The organism is Moorena sp. SIO4G3, assembly GCF_010692305.1.
Lineage (GTDB): Bacteria > Cyanobacteriota > Cyanobacteriia > Cyanobacteriales > Coleofasciculaceae > Moorena > Moorena producens_A.
Genome location: NZ_JAAHIG010000148.1, coordinates 1 through 19,861, shown reverse-complemented (window position 1 = coordinate 19,861; position 19,861 = coordinate 1). Strand labels below are relative to the sequence as shown.

Below are 19,861 nucleotides of genomic sequence, written 5' to 3'. Positions count from 1 at the left end.
TGGGGAGAGGTTTTTTTTCAGGTTAAAAATAACTTTTTATTAGCTTTAATCCCCCCTATCTCCCTATCTCCCTATCTCCCCACCTCCCCACAAATGACGTTTTAGTCGGACGCAAGAAACAGCCCTGGGGTCAGAGGGGAGAGATTAACCATGATCTTTGTCACAAAAATTTACAAATTGACATTGGGGGTGGATCAAGTTTTAGTAAACATATAGTAAAGATTTCATTAAAGTTTCCTTTAATTTGATTAGGGTGACATATATCCCCTAGATTTCCTTGTCAGTTTACTCAAGATTACGTGAAGATTGTGTGAAATTTGCATAAATTTGGGAATTTTGTGAAAAAAGTATGAATAAAATGTGAATGTAGAAAAGAAATGTGAGTTTCGCTTGACAACTACCCCTTGAATTTACTAGATTTCCTTTTGTAGATGAACAAAATTTCACGTTCAAGATCATCAGCGTGAAATATAACTTCATAAACCAAACAGCCAAACCAATCCAACTTTGGATTTGTCTTTCTTGAAAGAATCAAAGAGGGTAACTATGCTCAAGCTAGTGATTTTATTGTTTCCGCTGACTGAGCCAGTTTTTTGAATAGAACTTGTAACTAGTTCAGGCGCTTACGCCATCGGCTTTATGGCGAATCGGGCTGAGTAGATATACTCGATATCGTTCAGCTCAGCAGTTAGCCACATAGAAACTCTAGAAAAAAACTCTAGAATATTTTTAAATTCAGGTGCTCATCTGTTTCGGTGTCTAGCTGTTTGGGGATTTACTTCAGACAACAGAAAAGTTTTCTGTCTAAAGACAGAGGAATTTAAAAAGGGTTTGTATTTGTTGTTGTAACGGGCCTGAAATAGGATCAATCTTTCACGCTCATCTGCGCTTAGTGTATTTAGGCAAGGCTCTGGTATTGTGAAAAATTAGGTGTAACATTAGGTTTCACAACAGCATCAACTTTGAAAAAATCATCCGACATACTCATGAACATACCATTAGGAAAGCGGAAGCCATCGCCGCGTTCTCTAATCCAGCTTTTGACTAAGAGCTTTTCAGGGGTGCTTAGCAAATTGAACCTAAAAGCAGTAGGTTTTAAACCCACTGACGACCCTAGCCATTGCTGGCAGTGCTGTTGGTTAACTATCTCGAACAGATTGCTGAGGGGTCTTAGATCTGACACCTCCGACACTGGTGTTGGCACTGAAGGCATTGAACAGGATAGCAGCTATTTCCGGAATGATGTGCTATCGTCAAACTTATCAGTCTTGGTGGGAGCAAAAAAGGCGGAAATTAGCTTACTGCAAGGGATTTTAAATCGCCTGAAAGTCTTCTGTGACATAACTGCAATCACTGATATGCCCGCATTACAAGGGAATCATACGAGGCTGATTGGCAAAATTCTACCCCACTGGCAAGTATTTAGGTTGGTAATTGATATCAAACTCAATTCTGTTCTAGTCCAGCAGTTTTTAAATCCATTGTGGCCAATGACCACGGTGGGATCTGTTGAGTAAGCGAGCCTCAACAGATCCCACCGATTAATCCTTGGATTGAGAGTTTGTTATTGTTCCCCATGGTAGTTTGTAGCAGCAAAGCGTGTTTATCCCTTAAGTGTTTAGACAAAGTTTAGACAAAGAACTATGAGCGCAAACTCCATAGCTTACTATGGGTCGCAATTGCAATAATCCTTAACCTGTTGTTCCAAGGGTTAATCATTTCCCTGGTGAACTGGCAACTTCCCCTTGCCAGTTGGGTATAGACCATTACAAGATGTCGTTAATTCTGGGTGACTACCATGGCCAAAAAATTACTCTCAATGACTAGTAGATCATCAACTAGTAGAACATCTCAAGCAACGTCAACCTCTACGAGCTCTGAAAAAGTCATGACTAATGACCAGCTTAACCAAGTCGTAGAAGCTATCATCGCAGGCAAGTATTCTTGGGCTTGTGTGTTAGTTCTGCGTTTTTCTGGCTACAACCCCCTCCATTACATCCCTTACCGAACCTACAATCGGTTAATCAAAGAAAATAGTCAAGCTGGTAAGCATCCAGTTGGCAAAACCCCTGTATCACGATCACAGGTTGTTAGTAAGGTCTAGTCAGCTAAGCGGGAAATTTGGGAGATTCATCAAGTCTGAACAAAACCCACCTGCCTAGGTCAGTTTGATGGATTATTGATGGACTATTGATGCAGAGCCTACTTGTCAACGTCTTCGGTGTTTAATATGTTGAACTCCACTCGCATCAACCGACCTATCTGCTTACATCTAGCTGACTTCTATTATTGGCTTGATGATCCGACTCAGACTTGATCTCCTATCCCCAACCCTTATGGGTTTACTTTACACCAGATGCCCTAGCGGTAATTTAAAGTTTCGATGAAGTTTACTTAAAGTTTTGGTGAAGTTTTTGTGAATTATTGGTAACTAGTCGGTTAGTGACTTGACAAAAACTAAGTTATTAGCTAACTAAATGTAGTTAATTGTAAATGGTTAATTGTAAATGGTTAATTGTTAAAAATCAATTTTCAATGTTTAACATATGAAGAATATAATCAGGGATTCGGCAGAGCATGGGTTACCATCGTCTTCTATCAACCCAGACCCTGCTAGCAATTTATCAGTGGTGCTTCAAAGCTTGACCCTAGACTCAGTCGATCCAAAGCTCAACTACGAATTTAGTCAATCGTTTGACCTTGATAACTTCCAGCTAGGGGATAAAATCCTCGCCTATAATACACCAGAGCTATCCAAAGATTCTGTTGAGATTGAACAAGATCACCAATATCTTTACCTAGTTTGTCAGGGGCGGGTACGACTACTAGGCTTTGATGCTGAAAAACAGCGGGAGGTTTCGATACAGGTACTCGAAGAAGGGGAAACCTTTGGTGCCTATGATCTCTTAGGTAGTCTATCCTATCCTTACAGAGCGATCGCAGCGAGTTCAGGACAAGTTGCTCGTATTTCCCTAAATCAACTCTTGCCTTGGTTGGAACGGTTGCCGAAGTGGTCGGAAATCCTGGGGCAACAAGCCCAGCACCGGCAATGCCTAATTTTCTTCAAGACTTTGACCAAATTGCGTACGCTTAACGGTGTTAGCCTCAATCAACTGTTGCCCTACATCGTAGAAACACGCATTGAGGCTGGGGAGTCTCTGGTGTCCTCTTCCCAAGCTGGGCATTGCTGGCTACGTAGTGGTCAAATGGGAACGCCAGAAGGAACACAGGCAAATTCCTCTGCTCCATTTCCTAGCATCGGAGACAGTTGGGGATATCCGATGCCAGTACCAACAGATTGGATTGCCCAAACTGATGTATTGCTTTACCAGCTGCCTCAAGAGCATTGGCAAGCGGCTTGCGCGATCGCACCAGTTTTGGCTAACTCCACCGACTCACCAGATCAGGAGAACAGGCAAAGTGCTAAAAATGGTGACGGTAAATCTCCATCGGCTCAAGGCTTAGTTAACAAAACCCATACTCCGTCACCACATCCAAACCAAACTAGAGCACGACCGACTCGGCGAGTTTTAGAACCTCCTAAGCAACAAACGCCCCTTGAACCCAGTCAGTCAGAAAGCTTTGATTTTCCTAAACCAGCAAAGCAGGGTTGGAAATTCCTAAGGTTTTGGCAGCGCTATCCTTTTATTGAGCAGCAAGCTTCCTCGGATTGTGGTGCTGCCTGCTTAGCCATGATTGGGCAGTATTGGGGTAAACGGTTTGCTCTCAACTCCCTGCGGGAACTGGCGGGAGTGGGCCGTTCTGGTTCATCCCTCAAAGGTTTATCTAAAGCAGCAGAAAGTTTAGGCTTTCAAGCTAGTCCAGTCAGGGCTTCTTTAGGTCGCTTAGCCGATCGGAGTAATCCTTGGATTGCTCACTGGGAAGGGGATCACTATATTGTTGTCTACCAGGTAAAGGGTAATAAGGTACTTGTTGCAGATCCAGCAGTGGGGAAGCGATCGCTTGCTCGCAAAGACTTTCTCCAAGGTTGGACTGGGTATGCCATGCTATTGGATCCAACTCCCCAACTAGCAATTACTCCCAGCGACAAACGTTCTTTAGGGCCGTTTTGGGGGTTGCTATGGCCCCATCGCTCAGTCCTGCTGCAAATTATCTTGGCTACCCTCATCCTTCAGGTTTTTGGTCTGATTACTCCCTTATTTACCCAGATCATTCTTGACCGGGTGATTATCAACAGAAGCCTTGTCACTCTCAATGTCTTCTCCATTGGTCTAATCATCTTTGGCATTTGGACGATTGGGGTTAGTATAACCAGACGCTACTTGCTCGACTACTTTTCCAATCGGCTTAGTCTCACCTTCGTCAGTGGGTTCATAAACCATACCCTGACTTTACCTCTGAAGTTTTTTGAATCCCGCCAGGTGGGGGATATCCTGACCCGAATTCAGGAAACTGGAAAAATTCAGGGTTTTATAACTCAGCAAGCGATTGCTACTTGGCTAGATGTGATAATGGTGTTTGTCTATATTGGACTGATGCTCTACTACAATTGGCGTCTAACTGTCCTGGTGCTGGCAACGATTTTACCCATCGCCATCTTGACTGTGATTGCCAGTCCCTTTCTACGCCAGGTGTCCAGGGAAATCTTTAAAGAAGCAGCCCAACAAAATTCTATGTTAGTGGAAATGATGTCAGGGGTTGCTACTGTGAAAACGGCGGCTTCGGAACAAGAAGTGCGCTGGCGCTGGGAAGATCGCCTCACCAATCAGTTGAATGTACAATTTAAAGGTAGGAACCTGGCTAACGGGTTGGGGTCAATTAGTTCTCTAATTAATACTCTCAGCAGCACCGCTTTGCTTTGGTTTGGCGCTAGCTTAGTAATTAGTGAGCAGCTTACTATCGGTCAGTATGTCGCGTTTAATATGCTCATTGGCCGAGTCACTGGTCCGATTTTGGCTCTCGTGAATCTTTGGGATGAGTTTCAAGAAATCTTGGTGTCTGTAGAACGGCTTAATGATGTCTTATCTGCTAAACCAGAGGAGAATCCTCAAGAACCGATGCTGGTTCTACCTGAGATTAAGGGTGATGTAATATTGGAAGATGTTACCTTCCGATACTCGGAGGATGAGGATCGCAATATCCTACAGAATATTTCCCTACAGATTAAGGCTGGAGAAACCATTGCTCTAGTGGGGCGCAGTGGCTCGGGCAAGAGTACCTTGGTCAAACTACTGCAAGGTCTCTATCATCCGACTAATGGTCGTATTTTGATGGATGGACACGATATCCGCCATATTTCCCCCCAATCTTTGCGTTCTCAAATGGGTGTGGTACCCCAAGAATGTTTCTTGTTCTCGGGGACAATTGTCGAAAATATCACTCTCTACCGACCGGATTTTAGCCTGGATCAAGCGGTAGAGGTAGCCAAACTAGCAGAAGCTCATGCGTTTATTCAAGGTATGACTTTGGGATATAATACAAAAGTCGGAGAGCGAGGTTCTACCCTTTCTGGTGGACAGCGACAAAGGATTGCCATAGCCCGAGCCCTATTGGGCGACCCCAAGATTCTGATTCTGGATGAAGCGACTAGCTCCCTAGATACAGAATCCGAGCGCCGCTTTCAACAAAACTTAGCTCGCATTAGTCGCGATCGCACTACCTTCATCATCGCCCACCGCCTCTCTACAGTGCGCAATGCTGACTGCATCCTTGTCCTAGACCGAGGTGTTCTGGTCGAGAAAGGCAACCATGAGGAACTCATGGATCGTCAAGGTCTTTACTATCATCTAGCGCAGCAGCAGCTAGATCTTTAATAGATCGTTAACAAGTACTCATTAGTCATGAGTTATTAGTTATTAGTTATTTAGTCATTAGTCATTTGTAAATACCAACAGACCCTGGTGAGTCACAAAGGACTAATGACTAAGAAAATTTGAAGCTACCTATGACTATATCAAACTCTGTAAAAATTTGCCAATTTGGCAACACAGTGATCTGAAAAGGACTAATGACTAAGCACAAATGAAATTTGAAGCTAGCTATCGCTATGTCAAGCTTTGTAAAAAGCTGCCAAAAATCTGCCAATTTAGCAACATACTCAGATGAAATTGATCTTTTATCAGAAAAGTTGAAAAGCGCTGTTTGAAGAGAAGGGGATTATAAACAGTTGTTCAGATATGGCTCCACACCCATATATAGCGCAACCGTTTAGAATCCCCTGAGAATCCCCCATGAAGCACACTCACAGGAGAGTTTAATTCCAATTCCTTTGTTTAATTGATTCCCATGCACCCCACCAAAGGTGAGACGAAGGTAACTTGGAGAGCCTAACCCTAGGGGTCAGGTTGCTCAAGTCCACACCTCACAGCGTGCTCAGCCAATAGGTTTGACCGACCGACGGCTACTTAAAGGGGAAGGGTTTAAGTTCTGATCCCGGGGTGCATTTAAGCTATCTGAAAAAGGGGCAAGTAGAGTCAGGTAATGCCAAAGATTTCGGTCTGCCCAACAATACCAAACTCGCCCCGGGAAGCTCAGGGCAGCACGAGAATTGGTCGCTTTCTTTCCCAAAACATTGGTCATTTCCCTAAAATGTTAATTTAGCGTGATCTACCACCATGACACAAGCAAAACCAATAAACTCCCCACCTGAGGCGGCTACGAGTCGTCAGGGTAACGTCGTTTTAATGCCATCAGGTCGCCTGAGACCTGATTATGACCAAGAGGCAGCCTCACCCAGCACAGAGGTAGGAAGCAATACTGCCCATGCTCCTAGTACGTCCAAATGGTCAACCTCCATACAAACTACCCTCGACCAGCCTCCGGCGAATCTTCCCCGGCTGCTGATGTTGGGTGGATTAAGCTTCTGTACGATATTTGTGGCTTGGGCAACGTTTGGACAGATTGATGAAGTCGGTAAAGCTCATGGAAGCTTAGTGCCAAAAGGGGACGTTTATAAAGTTGACCCGATTGAGCCAGGCAAGATTGCTAGTATTAATGTCAAAGAAGGGCAAGCGGTTAAAGCTGGGGAAGTCTTGGTGGAACTGGATACAGAGCTTGCCACTCAAGAAGTAGAGCGTTTACAGAAAGTCCTTAATGCAGACCGGATTAAGTTAGTTCAGATGCAAGGACTGCTTGAAAGAACCCGTCTGGAAGCAGAAACTCGTGAGCAGATTACCCAAGCAGAAGTTCAAGCACAACAAGCTTCGATCGCACGAGCACAAGCTAGTGCATCGGCAATTAGACAACAAATCATTCAACATCAGTTAGCTAAAGCTGCTAATCGCGAACGATTACAACGGATGAAGCTGGTGCAGGCGACAGCCCAAGAACTGCTCCAGCAACGGCGGGCTAATGTAGTGGCTCTTAAAGAACGACTCGATAACCTTAAGCCTCTGTTGGCAGAAGGAGCAATCTCCAAAGAACAGGTATTTCAAGCAGAACAAAGCTTTCGTGCTAGCCAAAGTGCTGTTACCGAAAGCAAACTGCAAGAGGGTTTGAGTACTCGCGAACAAATCTTTCAAGCTCAGCAAAGTATACGCGATCGCGAAGCGGCGACTAGCCAAAGCCAAGGTGAGCTACAACAGACTTTAGCAGAAATCAAGCGACTAGAGGCAGAATTAGAGCATCGGCAAGCGACGGGACGCACCACTCGCCTAGAAGCACAGCAGAAAATTCAACAGTTAGAAGTAGAACTGACCCAAATCAAAGCTAGAATTTCTGAAAATGAAACCCTGGTCACTACTGCTAAAACCAGGCTCAAACAGAAGTTTCTTAAAGCGCCAGTGGATGGGATAATATCTTCCCTCAACATTTCTAATACTGGTGAAGTCGTGCAACCAGGACATAGCATCGCCGAAATCGCTCCTCAAGGTGCCCCCCTAGTGCTATCGGCAAGTTTGCCTACTCGGGAGGCAGGGTTTATTAACGAAGGAATGCCGGTGCAAGTGAAATTTGATGCCTATCCCTATCAGGATTACGGCATCATCAAAGGCACCGTGATTTCCATCTCTTCCGATGCTAAAGCCGATCAAGTAATGGGTTCAGTCTATAAGGTGAAAGTGTCCCTTGACCGTGACTATGTGATTGAAGAGGATGAAATCATCCGGTTTAAGGCTGGTCAGACCGCCAATGCTGACATCATCATCCGCCGCCGTCGGATTATCGATTTCTTATTGGATCCGATGCGACAGCTGCAAAAAAGTGGCATCGATCTATAGTGCTCTGTTCTCAAATCACTTTCATCACTGACTAATCGTTTCCCGTTGACGGTTAACAGTTGACCGTTAATTCTTAGTAGTCAACTTGCTAGTAATTCCTTGGAATCTTCAAGTTAACTGCACTTCAGCTTATAAACTATTGACCTTTAGACTTACAGGATCAGAAATAACCATGACCTATCGTATTCCTTCTGCCAATACCAAGCTCGACAAAGTGATGGATACCGATAAGTTTAGCGAGATCGAGGAAGCCATCCTTGATGGTAAGTATTCTTGGGCTTGTGTGTTGATGCTACGGTTGGCAGGCCATAACCCCCTAGACTACATGCCTTCTAGAACCTACAGCCGCTTGCTCAAACAAAACCGGGACATGATATTACAGAAACAAGCTAGTATGATGAGCAATGGCACTAAAGCCTTGAATGCACGGCAGCGTTTGAGCCAGATCAAAGATCTGGCTTATGTAGAGACGCTTGGCAAGAAAACCTCACAGGTCCACGGTGGCGATCAAGAACAGTGGTTTATCAGTGAACTGGAAGAAGAGGAATCCATGCTCAAGCAGTTGGCCGATTATTTACGGCGAGACTGTTTGGTTTCCCTGTGGTGAGCAAGTGTAATCATTTTCCTACGCATCCTCCTTGTCATCACCACCACTGCTTACCACCACAGCAGATCAGACTAAGCCTGTGGTCAAACTAATTCATTAATAACTGCCTTGTCCATTAGGTGCGCTTTCCGTTGGCGAATTTAATTCGCCACGGGTCACACCTGTTGATGGACGAGGCGTTTTTTTGTCTGATTACAGGCGGAAATGAAACAGTCCTAGTACTCTGTCATATCAAGTCCGGTTCAATACCCATCATAAAAGTGTGGGAAGAGTGGGGCGTATGGGGCGTGTGGGAAGTGTGGGGAGATGGGGAGATGGGGAGATGTTTATTGAGGGTAATTATCCGGACATCATATCAATTTAGTTTTGAGCGGTTTTGCCTAGGTGGCACGGTTAATGCTTAAGGGTGCCTAATCTAACAGTGTAAGCGTGCTTAATGCCTAGTTAAGCTAAGTTCGAGGTAATCCTGAAAGCCTTAATAAGCGCCTACCTTATATAGCGCTAAGGGCAAGCCAAGAGGAATGCATGCAAGAAGAAAAGGTGAAAGGTGCGCTTTCCACATTAGGTGCAGGCCTAAAAGTTTACTACAACAGCTTTTCAGCTTTTCTCAATGTCAAACACGTTAATACGTAGTGCTATATTTCTTACTCTGTCTTGATGCAAAGCGCGAGTGGGGGTTTCCCCCAAGACCGTAATGGTGCGTTTTCCATGATGGCGAGGGATTGCTCGCCATCACGGGTCGCACCTCTGCATCGCTTTCGTCGAGCGATCGCTTATATCGAACTCAGGTTATACGAATTCTTAGCCTTCACACCGCTACAAATCATTAATTTCATCTCCCCATCTCCCCATCTCCCCAAACTTCCCACACGCCCCGTACGCCCCCTCTCCTCACACTTCCCACACTCCCTGCTCCCTGCTCCCTGTTCCGGTGATCCGCTCTTCCCTTTGCTATTAACTAATGACTGGACATAGCACGGACTTTAGCACTTACTTTAGTTGTGGGAGGAGTCAACGATCAATATCAAGCCAAAGTGGCGTTCATATTTTTAATTATATTAGATATAATAATCCGCTCATTACTAATAACTTACTTCAATAAAACCCCATCAAAAATACCAATCTCTTTGAACTAATCCATAATCGGTTACTGGTCAATAGTTGTGGGAGGATTCAATCATTATTATCAAGCCAAAGTGGCATTATTTTTTTTAATTATATTAGATATAATAACCGGCTCATTACTAATAACTTACTTCAATAAAACCTCATCAACATTACCAATCTCTTTGAACTAATCCAGAATTGGTTACTGGTCAATAGTTGTGGGAGGATTCAATCATTATTATCAAGCCAAAGTGGCATTCATATTTTTAATTATATTAGATATAATAACCGGTTCATTACTAATAACTTACTTCAATAAAACCTCATCAACATTACCAATCTCTTTGAACTAATCCAGAATTGGTTACTGCTGACTACATCCTTTTAGTAAATCCAGTAATTTTCAAAAAAGAAAAGGTATAAGCCAAATTGGCGAGACATGCCTAGGGGAATCTGGATATAGTTATATCAACAGCTAAAACCAAGCTGATTCAAACAAAAAAAATCAACAACAAAGAAGGAGAAAATCAATGCTTATTTCTGACCTAAACCATCTAGAATCTGTTGACGCTAGCCAAGTTCAAGGTGGTGTTAGTGGTGGAATCGACTTCACCAACAATATCACCAGCAATTTCAGCACCATCACCAACAACAGCGAAACTGACATTTTCAATGTCGGCATTACAGCTGTGGTAGACATTGAGGGTATTACCGCTGTAGGTAATACTCTAGGTGAAGCCTCTAGCGCTAGCGGTTTTAATGTTGCCACTAAGGAACAAACCATAACTATCACTGTTGAGGGTCCTAACGGAACTGGCTCTAAGTCCGCAGGTACTGCCAGCTCTTCTATCGCCACCCACTAGTACTTATTCAGGACAAGTTTCTGATTAAGTAACTTGTAAACCTGGGTGTCCTCATATCATAATATAATGCATTAAATTATGTTTTATATCAGGATAATTACACTCAGGTTTACCTTTTATTGCTTCAGTTTTATTACTTAAGGATAGTCAATCGCCAATAGTTTTGAAAACCATAAATTAATATATTAATTGCCAATTTGGCAAGAAAGACATTTTTAAATTTGATAATTTATTTAAGTGTAAACCAAGGAGTTTTATAAAAAAAAAGGAGAAAAATAAACAATGATTATTTCTGATCTAAATCATTTAGAAACTATTGCTGAAGACCCCAAGGTTGTGGGTGGCTCTCACTACTACCCACCTTACTACAACCATTACGGACATACCGGATCTATCAACGTCCATACCAACATTATAGGAAACGTAGCTACGGTTAAAGCCAACGCAGAGGCCTATGGGGACAATACTTTTAGCAACATCAATGCCTATACGATAGCTACTGATAATAGTTCTCACTCTAGCGTAAGTGGAACCTCTGCTAGTTCTTCTCACTAGTTCTTCTGATCAAGATTATTAATAAAACTGCTTAGAGTAGTAGTTGAAACTTAAAGCTATCAATGCTCAAGTCTTTAAATATTGGCTTCTCTACAATAAGCCGTTAGTACTTAGTCACGAAAAGTTCCTGATTAAGTGATTGCTAAATCTGAGTGTAGTTATCCTAATAGACTGCATTAATTAAATTTAATTATCTATCATGATAACTACACTCAGGTTTAAATTCAATCAAATTACTTCATTTTTCTGGTTGAAAAATATTCAATCGCAATCTAGTTATAGAAAACCATAAATAACTAGATAGATTTCAAAATCGGCGATCATATTATTTGAACTATGCCAGTTTAATTGGAGTTCCAAATGACCAATAGGTCTAACACACTGTCTAACACACTCAAGTACAAAGGAGAAAATTAACCAATGATTATTTCTGATCTAAATCATCTAGAGAATGCTGCTGAACAACCCAAAGTTGTGGGTGCCTCCGGTTTCAAAAGTTTTGGATTTAACGGCTTCATAAACGTCGGTGCCAACGTTCGCGGGAACACAGCAAGGGTTGATGGCATTGCAGAAGCCTTTGGTCCAGGTACCTTCACCAACATCCAAGGCGCTACCAGAACTACTCCCGGTAGTTCTCAATCTAGCATACATGCAGTATCTGCTACTTCTTCACCCTTCTTCTTTTTCCACTAAAAAGAGTGATGGCTAAAATGGCCTAGAGTAGTAATTTTTGATTATTAAATGCTGCGGAAAGATGCAAAAAATGGTAACATCTTTCCGTAGCATTAATCACAATGGTAGCATTTAATTGTTGTTGATTGGTAGTGAAATATTTTTGAGCGCTACTTACTGAAAATGATGCTAAAAATATATCAATTTTACTTTATTTTATGTGTTATAAATGACAATTAAATACTCCCGAACACAACTAACCATTATCTGATTTTAGCAGGAGAATCATTCATGAACATTTCTGAATTAGAATATTTCGAGCTGGAGGCAACAGACCAACCTATTTTAGGTGGTTTTGTTTCTACTTCTGCTGAAGCCTTCGCTGGTCCTGGCTTTGCTACCATTAATGGTAATGCCAATGCGTTTGGTCAGTATACCAATACTTCAGTAACAGGCTTTACCGATGTAGACCCGTTCTTTTCTCAAGGTAACGTAACAGCTCAGGCTACATCTAGGGGTCCTTTTTACTCGGGTCATTCTGTCAACCAAGCCTTTGCAATTTATGGTTACATTGGGTAACTAAACAAATATATAGCAGCTCTCCAGCTCATAAGCAACATTGCTGTTCCTTTTAATACAAAAGGCAAAAAGGAATAGGCAAGCTAGCAATAGTAACGAGGGGTTTAAGTGGTGCATCCCTTTTATGATACTGTTGTTCTAGATTATTGTTCCCTGAGCTGAAGTTATTTAATCTCGACAACTGCAATAAGTTTAGTTAATTTTTATCTAAACAAAAAGGTTTTTCACTTGTTCCATTAGTAGCAAAAAAAAAGACGATTATGTTTCATAGTTTTCAGTTATGGACTTTACCTGGATCATATAAAGCGATGAAGTCTAGTGTTTCTGGAATTCAATCTGTATCGGCAGTAAATTCTGAGGGCTCAAGTACTATTAGTAATGCCATCAGCATCGATCCTGATTCCCAAATCAGTACGAGTACAGTGGAAGCATCTGTTATTAAACCCGGAAACACTATGGGTATTGTTGGAGCTAGCGCTGGTACTGATGAATTCTCAGCACCTGAGATTAAGGAAACTTTTTTTAGTATGAGCGTTTCTAAATACTTCTAAAGCTATAAGCTTCATAAAATTTAATCTAGTTTCTGTGTGCTGGCTCACAAGTAGGATTGAGGGGTGAGGTATTTGGATTCAGGGATAAGTTTCAACTCTCTCTGGGTTTTACTGGCAAATACTCCGCCCTCAATTTGGCAACTTGGCAGAGGTTAGCAATTGCTTTTTGTATGATGATAATAGTCAGACGGTTGACTCAGCTGAATCTGACTAAGACTGTAAGTAGTTCCAGTTATAGTTAATAATTGGGTGTAATGGTTGATCTTTCCAAAGCATCGGTGACTCCAGAGGAAATGATGTACTCCTTGAAAAAGGAGATGCATCTCAAAGGCATCTGTCAAAAAGTTTTGTATCAACGAGTTATCAATAAAGCGGCTGAAGAAAGAGGGATAACAGTCTCACCAGAAGATGTGCAAGCTCAGGCGGATGAGATCCGTTATGCCAATCGTTTGGAAAAAGCAGCAGAAACATTGGCCTGGCTGGCAGATCAGATGGTGACAGCAGAGGATTGGGAAGCGGGAATTAGCGATCGCTTGCTTGCCCAAAAGCTTGCTGAGTCCTTATTTTCTAAGCATGTCGAAAAAAGCTTTGCTCAAAATCGACTGGACTTTGAGCAAGTTTTGGTTTATCAAATTCTGGTGGATTCTGAGGAAATTGCTCAGGAGCTTTTCTATCAGATTGAGGAAGGAGAAATCAGTTTTTATGAAGCTGCTCATTTCTATGATATAGACCCAGAAAGGCAGCGACGGTGTGGCTATGAAGGAAAGTTGCCTCGCTGGAGTTTTAAGCCTGAGATAGCTGCCGTTATCTTTAGTGTTCAGCCAGGAGAAGTGACTCATCCTCTGCACACCGAACAAGGATACCATCTTTTCTTAGTTGAAGAATTTATTCGAGCTGAATTAACCGAAGAAAAGTCTAAAGAAATTTTACAGGGTATGTTTCAAGAGTGGCTCAATACTGAAGTTAACTATATGATCCATAGTGAAATTAGTACCATCAATACTGGGGAATAATCCCAATGCTATTATTGGTTTTAGGGACTGAGGCCGTGGGCCACGCTTACTGGCAGAGCCAGACGCGAACGGCTCAGGGAGCAGGGGTAAGTAAATTCAATTTACCTCATCACTAAAATAACTAACTAAAATAACTAACTAAAATAACTAACTAGAGTGATGTAACCATGAGACGTTCCCAGGCAATCAGAAAATGGATAGTTTCACCAGATGGTACGGTTGTAGTCCAAGCCGAAAGTACAGCAAGTGCCTCTGGGGATAAAGTAACCATTATTCAAGAGGTTACTGTCAAAAGAGACTCTAGTGGCAGAATTTATAGCAGAAGTTCATCCTCTTGCCATGCTTCTTCTAGTAGGTAGTTGAAATAGTAGGTAGTTGACCTACTTTGCTGTTGACAGTTGACCCTTGCTTAACCGACCGTGGATTGGGCTACCACCCTCTTTACCCAAAGCCAGATCTGAGCTTTTGATGGAAAGCATTAAGCCCACCACTATCATAAATAACTATCTTCCAAAAGTATCGCCATTTTGGCTGATTTTTTTTGGGACGAGAAAAGAGGCAATCGCTTCTTTTCATTTATTTATCAGCAATGACGTACGCTCAGCACTGAGTACTGAGTACTGAGTACTGAGTACTGAGCTTTTTCTATAATTGGGGGTTAGGCAAAGCTAAAGTCAGAGTAGCTGAGATCTACTACACTCACATCTTTAAACAGAACAGTTCCACCATAATCAGAACGGAAAAGAGCACCATCTTGAGTATCAATAATCCCACGTTGGGATATTTCATTATTGAACCACCTGGAGGCATTAATATTATTACCCCAGCCTTGGAATTCAAATTTATCGACACCCACTTCAAAGTCTTTGATGACATCAAACTCACCGGTTAACAAACTCTCATTCCGTTTGAACACAAATTTATCTGCGCCACTGCCACCGACTAAGGTATCACTACCGCGACCACCAGTAATAATGTCATCTCCAGCAATTATGGTATCTTTAGTACTGGGCTGATTGATCTCAATCACGCCTCGCAGATTATTATGCCAAGGATCGCGATCGCTTAAATCATTCCAGGCGCGATCGCCCCAACCCATGACGGCATAGTCTTCACCTTCTGGTTGACTTCCATAGATTGTAGAGTTGTTGGGTTCTCCTGGAGACCAGTTGCGATAAGATGCTGACTCACCACTGACCCACTTCCAATTACCTTCTCTTGAGCTGTCAGTTAAGCCAATCCAAAACAGTTCCTTAGAACCAAATTTGTTAAACAGCCATGTTTGCTCAGCAGCATCATTAATCGTTACCAGGTTACCACCTAAACGCTTTGCCTCAGCTTGAGCTTCGTCCCAGGTGCCAGCAACAGAAGTTAGGAGATATTGATGCCCACGGTAAACACTAACATTGTTGTTTTGGTGATCAGCATCCCCAGCTATGAAATCGTTACCCGAGCCACCCTGGATGGTATCATCATCAATGCCTCCATACATTGTGTCATTACCAGTGCCCCCATACATCATGTCTTGACCAGAGCCACCATACATCATGTCCTTGCCCGAGCCACCCTTAAGAGTGTCATTACCAAAGCTGCCATGGAGTTTGTCGCTACCAGAGTTCCCATATAGCTTATCATCACCTTGACCAGCTTCTAAAATGTCATTCCCATCAAATCCATAGAGGGAATCATTACCTAGGCTGCCATAAATTTTGTCATTGCTGTTAGTGCCACGGAGTTCATCATTCCAGATCGTGCCGTAGCGAACATCATTACCTAAGTTGTCAATTAAAGTATCTCCTAATAATTTAACAGCACTTTGATTAATTTCCACTAACGTCAGATTAGTATTGCGACTAAAGGTTTGATGATAACTGCCTGTAACTGAACCCTTGGCGAAATCTATGCCATTGTTACCATTAATATCAAAGCTTTTTGTGGGAGAGTTCAGTGTGATATTACGACTAAAGCCAAAATCGATATCGCCGATTCGACGGGAAGAAATTAAATCACCAGAGATGGCAAACGAATCGATAATCTTGGGCTGATTCATCTGATCCGTATTCAACAGGAAAAAAAATGTCCCCGACTTAGCCTCAGAATATTCCCGATTGGAATTTTCAATTTCTTTGGCGTTCAGTTCTAAAGCTGCTGAAAAATTGAAAGAGAATTTTTGATTAGCTCTCACTGAAAAATTACCAACCACTTCAGTGCGGCTATTGGCACTGCCCTGAAAAGCTCCCTCAGTACCAACTACAGTACTTTGACTGAAAAGTTGAGAGAAAGCTGGGTCATTGATAAAGCTACTTTTAGCATCAGCAATAGCAGTAGCTATACCACCCTTGACCAAGGTCTCCACCTGGGCATTAGTCAAGGTACCAGCAGGAGCTTGACTATAGTTGGTAAACTTAGCGTTTCCTGTAGCGTCAGCAAAGTTCGGTGTAGATTTAGAGGTTCTAGGGGTTAAAAATAGAGTGTCTGATCTCATTGGTAATTAATTTTTTTGTACAACTCTCTTCGATAAATAGTCTAACGATAAGAACTATATTTAAAATGCCATTTTGGCTGTAAAAAATATTTATTTAAAGCAAAGAAAAAACCTACGAAAAAATACCGACTATTAATCTCTGTTAATAGTCGATTTTAATGCTTTAAATTTTGGAGAATGTGCAATTAATTTTGTGCTTTTTTTTTATCACTAAAATTTAGATAAAATTATGTCTACTTAACTAAGTAATATTTGTTACTATGTCCTTAATTTATTATTGGTAATAGTGTTTTGATTACCGATTAACAATTAACGGTTACGGGGACTATAAAAATGGTATTGATATGAAAAAAGAGGCGCACGCTACGGGAACGCCTCTTTTCTTTAGACCTCTTGCCACAATACGGATTAGGGGAAGGATTTGGAGCTAAATATCGTCGTTTTTATAATAAGTCTCTTCCGAAATGCTTCGCCCCTAAGACTCGATGTTAGGCGAAGTAGAAGTCAGAATGCTTAAGCTGGTTTAGATTCACACCTTCAAACAAGACTTCTCCACCTTTTGCGTCAGATAAGAGAGCGCCATTACTAGTATTAGTAAGGTAACCCTGATTTATCCCATTGTTGTACCAAGTTTTGGAGTCAATTCGACCAAAACCTTGGAATTGAACCTTATCTAAACCAACTTGGAAGTCTTTGATGATATCGAAGTCCTCTCCAAGCAAGCTATCGATCCGATTGAACACAAATGTGTCAGCGCCATTGCCACCAACCATAGTGTCACTGCCACCGCTACCTACCAAAGTGTCGTCACCAAAACTGCCATGAAGTTTATCATCACCAAATCCTCCATTCAGCTTATCGTTGCCTTTACCCCCTTCCAGGATGTCATCGCCCGTAAGTCCGTGAATTGAATCATCGCCTAAGCTAGCATAAATTTTGTCATTACCGAAAGTGCCACGAAGCTTATCATCCCAAATACTTCCATAGCGGACATTCTTGCCCAGGCTGTTGATTAAGGTATCCCCTAACAAATTAACGCCATTGTTATTAACTTCTACGATCGTGATCTTGGTATCACGGTCAAAAGTTTGCTGATAAGTCCCTTGGGCTGAACCCTTGACGAAGTCTACGCCGTTGTTGCCATCAATATCAGTAGTTTTAAAAGGACGGTTAAGTTTGACGTTGCTGCTAGAACCAAAATCCAAGTCGCCGATTTGACGGGAAGAGATTAAATCACCAGCAATGCCAAAAAAACCTTTAACCTTAGCTTTACTGGCATTTTCAGTCTCTAAAACCAGAAAACCTATGTTTGACTTGGCCTGAGAATATTCCCGATTAGAATTTTCAATTTCTTTAGCTGTTAGTCGTAAATCTGCTGAGAAATTGAAAGAGAATTGTTGATGAGCTCCAACAGAAAAACTAGCAACTACTTTAGTGTTACTTTGCGAACGACTCTTAAAACCACCATCAAAACCAGCCGCAGTAGCTTGACTAAATAGTGTAGAGAAGGTTGGGTTATTGACAAAAGTGGCGTCAGCATTAGCAAGGGCAAAACCCACACCATTCTTGACTAAAGTCCCCGCCTGAATTTGAGTCAAAAACCCCGACGCTGCTTGACTATACTTGCTGAACTTGGCGCTTCCTGTAGCGTCAGCAAAGTTCGGTGTGGAGTTAGGAGTTTTAACAATTGGCAAAAATAAAGTATTTGATCCCATGAATATCTCCATTTTTATATTGGGTTATTCCGGGAATCATTATAAATAGCATTAATCAATGATGAGCGCCATTGTGGCGGCTGATTTTGATGACAATAAGCCGCCAAAATGTTAAGCATTAAGCTATTTATCAGCAGTCAGCTAATGCTCTAGTAGTGATAATATAGCGTTTTGATTTGAGTCGTGAACACACCTCTTGCCCCAAGAGGCAAAAGCCAAGAGGCAAAAGCCAAGAGGCAAAAGAGATCCGAAGTTTTATTGGATAATAAAAAAAGACCTTCTAGGTTTATATCTCATTTAGAAATTTTATAGTAAACATTTAGCTATCAGTAATCATCTCATGATAAAATAAGCGATCAAGCGTGCGCGTAGCGCAATCGCTTGATCGCCTCTTTGGGTTTGGCTTCAATGAATTAGAGCAAAACTTAGGAAAAACTGGGAACTAAACCTTATAAGTACTAGTAGGGTGCCTTATTAACACACTTTACAAGTAATCCCAATTTTTAAAAGTAAGATTAAAGATTTAGATGGGAAGATAGGTAGATAGGGAGATGGGGAGATAAAATTTATCTCTAGCCCTATCAGCCTTAAGAATTGCTATAAATTTACGGCGTTAGTCCTGTAGAGTATTCGCCATCTGGAATTAAGTTTTAAGCATCGAAGACGAAGTCAGAGTGACTAAGCTCGTGTGCATTAATCCCTTCAAACAAGACTTTTCCACCATAATTTGAATGGAATAGCGCACCATCATGGGTATCGGTGAGCCGACCTTCAGCAATTACCCCATTGAACCAATAAGAAGAATCAATATAACCCCAGCCCCTGAATTCAATCTGATCGACACCAACCTCAAAGTCTTTGATCACATCATATTCACCGGATAACAAACTCTGATTTAGCTCAAAAACGAATTGGTCAGCGCCACTACCACCAGTCATCACATCGCTACCACTACCACCAATCAGGATATCATCATCATGACCACCGAATAACGTATCATTGTGGTAACCACCGACTAAGGTATCCTCGCCAAAACTGCCATGGAGTTTATCATAACCATTATCCCCATAGAGTTTATCGTCGCCTTTACCTCCTTCGAGGATATCATTACCACCATAGCCATAGACAATATCATCCCCTAGGCTGCTATAGATTTTGTCCCCATAATCAGTTCCATGAAGTTTATCATTCCAAATACTTCCATAGTGGACATCATTGCCCAGGTTATAGATTAAGCTATCTCCCAACAACTGAATTGTACTGGTATTGACTTCTACTACAGTTAAATTGGTATCACGGTTAAACCAACGCTCATATTCTCCTGTGGTTGAGCCGTTGAGGTAGTCTATGCCATTGTTACCATTAATATCTGTAGTTTTATAAGGATAATCAACGGTAACATTATAACTTGCTCCAACGTTCAATTTGCCAACTTGACTAGAAGAAATTAAATTACCCTTGAAGCCAAAATAATCTAACAGTCTGGTATAACCATTGGTTGTGTCTAATACAAAAAAGTAACTGCCTGACTTTGCGA

At 41.8% G+C, this 19,861-nt stretch carries 18 protein-coding genes; 14 read left to right on the top strand and 4 right to left on the bottom strand.

The window, feature by feature from the left end; translation table 11 throughout:
• The first annotated feature begins 986 nt into the window (after positions 1-986).
• The 14 genes from F6J99_RS23620 to F6J99_RS23555 all read left to right on the top strand — a co-directional run bounded on the left by F6J99_RS23620 (position 987) and on the right by F6J99_RS23555 (position 14,483).
• Positions 987-1,517, top strand: a complete 531-nt coding sequence (locus tag F6J99_RS23620; protein ID WP_293115866.1) for a hypothetical protein — start codon at positions 987-989, stop codon at positions 1,515-1,517.
• A gap of 281 nt (positions 1,518-1,798) precedes the next feature.
• Entirely contained in the window at positions 1,799-2,104 is a 306-nt protein-coding gene (locus F6J99_RS23615) for a HetP family heterocyst commitment protein (RefSeq protein ID WP_324611002.1), read from the top strand.
• Between the two features lie 442 nt (positions 2,105-2,546).
• Positions 2,547-5,774 carry a peptide cleavage/export ABC transporter gene (locus F6J99_RS23610; RefSeq protein ID WP_293115863.1) on the top strand — a complete coding sequence of 1,076 codons (3,228 nt, stop codon included), beginning with the start codon at positions 2,547-2,549 and terminating at the stop codon, positions 5,772-5,774.
• An 801-nt stretch (positions 5,775-6,575) separates the two neighbouring features.
• Positions 6,576-8,177 (top strand): HlyD family efflux transporter periplasmic adaptor subunit, encoded by a 1,602-nt coding sequence (locus tag F6J99_RS23605; RefSeq protein WP_293115861.1) that lies wholly within the window; start codon positions 6,576-6,578, stop codon positions 8,175-8,177.
• A gap of 172 nt (positions 8,178-8,349) precedes the next feature.
• The gene (locus F6J99_RS23600) at positions 8,350-8,784 is read left to right on the top strand and encodes a HetP family heterocyst commitment protein (RefSeq protein ID WP_293115859.1); all 435 of its coding nucleotides are present in this window, start codon (positions 8,350-8,352) and stop codon (positions 8,782-8,784) included.
• Between the two features lie 131 nt (positions 8,785-8,915).
• Complete coding sequence (locus F6J99_RS23595; protein WP_293115857.1) at positions 8,916-9,188, top strand: hypothetical protein; 273 nt, start codon at positions 8,916-8,918, stop codon at positions 9,186-9,188.
• Positions 9,189-9,441: 253 nt separating this feature from the next.
• On the top strand, positions 9,442-9,759 hold the full coding sequence (locus F6J99_RS23590; RefSeq protein WP_293115855.1) for a hypothetical protein: 318 nt from the start codon (positions 9,442-9,444) through the stop codon (positions 9,757-9,759).
• 662 nt (positions 9,760-10,421) lie between these two features.
• The gene (locus F6J99_RS23585) at positions 10,422-10,754 is read left to right on the top strand and encodes a hypothetical protein (RefSeq protein ID WP_293115853.1); all 333 of its coding nucleotides are present in this window, start codon (positions 10,422-10,424) and stop codon (positions 10,752-10,754) included.
• A gap of 282 nt (positions 10,755-11,036) precedes the next feature.
• The gene (locus tag F6J99_RS23580) at positions 11,037-11,309 is read left to right on the top strand and encodes a hypothetical protein (RefSeq protein ID WP_293115851.1); all 273 of its coding nucleotides are present in this window, start codon (positions 11,037-11,039) and stop codon (positions 11,307-11,309) included.
• A 420-nt stretch (positions 11,310-11,729) separates the two neighbouring features.
• Positions 11,730-12,002 (top strand): hypothetical protein, encoded by a 273-nt coding sequence (locus F6J99_RS23575; RefSeq protein WP_293115849.1) that lies wholly within the window; start codon positions 11,730-11,732, stop codon positions 12,000-12,002.
• A 270-nt stretch (positions 12,003-12,272) separates the two neighbouring features.
• Positions 12,273-12,560, top strand: a complete 288-nt coding sequence (locus tag F6J99_RS23570) for a hypothetical protein (protein WP_293115847.1) — start codon at positions 12,273-12,275, stop codon at positions 12,558-12,560.
• 308 nt (positions 12,561-12,868) lie between these two features.
• The gene (locus F6J99_RS23565; protein WP_293115845.1) at positions 12,869-13,111 is read left to right on the top strand and encodes a hypothetical protein; all 243 of its coding nucleotides are present in this window, start codon (positions 12,869-12,871) and stop codon (positions 13,109-13,111) included.
• 254 nt (positions 13,112-13,365) lie between these two features.
• On the top strand, positions 13,366-14,124 hold the full coding sequence (locus F6J99_RS23560; protein WP_293115843.1) for a peptidylprolyl isomerase: 759 nt from the start codon (positions 13,366-13,368) through the stop codon (positions 14,122-14,124).
• Between the two features lie 167 nt (positions 14,125-14,291).
• Entirely contained in the window at positions 14,292-14,483 is a 192-nt protein-coding gene (locus F6J99_RS23555; RefSeq protein ID WP_149030716.1) for a hypothetical protein, read from the top strand.
• Positions 14,484-14,565: 82 nt separating this feature from the next.
• On the opposite strand, the gene F6J99_RS23550 is transcribed toward F6J99_RS23555, so the two are convergent.
• From F6J99_RS23550 to F6J99_RS23535, 4 genes are all read right to left on the bottom strand, one after another.
• A complete protein-coding gene (locus F6J99_RS23550) occupies positions 14,566-14,700 on the bottom strand; it encodes a hypothetical protein (RefSeq protein ID WP_293115841.1) in 135 nt (44 codons plus the stop codon).
• Positions 14,701-14,782: 82 nt separating this feature from the next.
• Positions 14,783-16,609: a lectin-like protein gene (locus F6J99_RS23545; protein ID WP_293115839.1), complete on the bottom strand. Its 1,827-nt coding sequence runs from the start codon at positions 16,607-16,609 to the stop codon at positions 14,783-14,785.
• Positions 16,610-17,097: 488 nt separating this feature from the next.
• On the bottom strand, positions 17,098-18,324 hold the full coding sequence (locus tag F6J99_RS23540; RefSeq protein ID WP_293115837.1) for a hypothetical protein: 1,227 nt from the start codon (positions 18,322-18,324) through the stop codon (positions 17,098-17,100).
• A gap of 650 nt (positions 18,325-18,974) precedes the next feature.
• A partial coding sequence (locus F6J99_RS23535) for a calcium-binding protein (protein WP_293115835.1) occupies positions 18,975-19,861 on the bottom strand: 887 nt, incomplete at its 5' end.

Excerpts from the sequence above, each read along its gene's own strand:
- F6J99_RS23620 (WP_293115866.1), top strand. The coding sequence starts at position 987 with ATGAACATACCATTAGGAAAGCGGAAGCCATCGCCGCGTTCTCTAATC.
- F6J99_RS23615 (WP_324611002.1), top strand. The coding sequence starts at position 1,799 with ATGGCCAAAAAATTACTCTCAATGACTAGTAGATCATCAACTAGTAGA.
- F6J99_RS23610 (WP_293115863.1), top strand. The coding sequence starts at position 2,547 with ATGAAGAATATAATCAGGGATTCGGCAGAGCATGGGTTACCATCGTCT.
- F6J99_RS23605 (WP_293115861.1), top strand. The coding sequence starts at position 6,576 with ATGACACAAGCAAAACCAATAAACTCCCCACCTGAGGCGGCTACGAGT.
- F6J99_RS23600 (WP_293115859.1), top strand. The coding sequence starts at position 8,350 with ATGACCTATCGTATTCCTTCTGCCAATACCAAGCTCGACAAAGTGATG.
- F6J99_RS23590 (WP_293115855.1), top strand. The coding sequence starts at position 9,442 with ATGCAAAGCGCGAGTGGGGGTTTCCCCCAAGACCGTAATGGTGCGTTT.
- F6J99_RS23585 (WP_293115853.1), top strand. The coding sequence starts at position 10,422 with ATGCTTATTTCTGACCTAAACCATCTAGAATCTGTTGACGCTAGCCAA.
- F6J99_RS23580 (WP_293115851.1), top strand. The coding sequence starts at position 11,037 with ATGATTATTTCTGATCTAAATCATTTAGAAACTATTGCTGAAGACCCC.
- F6J99_RS23575 (WP_293115849.1), top strand. The coding sequence starts at position 11,730 with ATGATTATTTCTGATCTAAATCATCTAGAGAATGCTGCTGAACAACCC.
- F6J99_RS23570 (WP_293115847.1), top strand. The coding sequence starts at position 12,273 with ATGAACATTTCTGAATTAGAATATTTCGAGCTGGAGGCAACAGACCAA.
- F6J99_RS23565 (WP_293115845.1), top strand. The coding sequence starts at position 12,869 with ATGAAGTCTAGTGTTTCTGGAATTCAATCTGTATCGGCAGTAAATTCT.
- F6J99_RS23560 (WP_293115843.1), top strand. The coding sequence starts at position 13,366 with ATGGTTGATCTTTCCAAAGCATCGGTGACTCCAGAGGAAATGATGTAC.
- F6J99_RS23555 (WP_149030716.1), top strand. The coding sequence starts at position 14,292 with ATGAGACGTTCCCAGGCAATCAGAAAATGGATAGTTTCACCAGATGGT.
- F6J99_RS23550 (WP_293115841.1), bottom strand. The coding sequence starts at position 14,700 with ATGAAAAGAAGCGATTGCCTCTTTTCTCGTCCCAAAAAAAATCAGCCA.
- F6J99_RS23545 (WP_293115839.1), bottom strand. The coding sequence starts at position 16,609 with ATGAGATCAGACACTCTATTTTTAACCCCTAGAACCTCTAAATCTACA.
- F6J99_RS23540 (WP_293115837.1), bottom strand. The coding sequence starts at position 18,324 with ATGGGATCAAATACTTTATTTTTGCCAATTGTTAAAACTCCTAACTCC.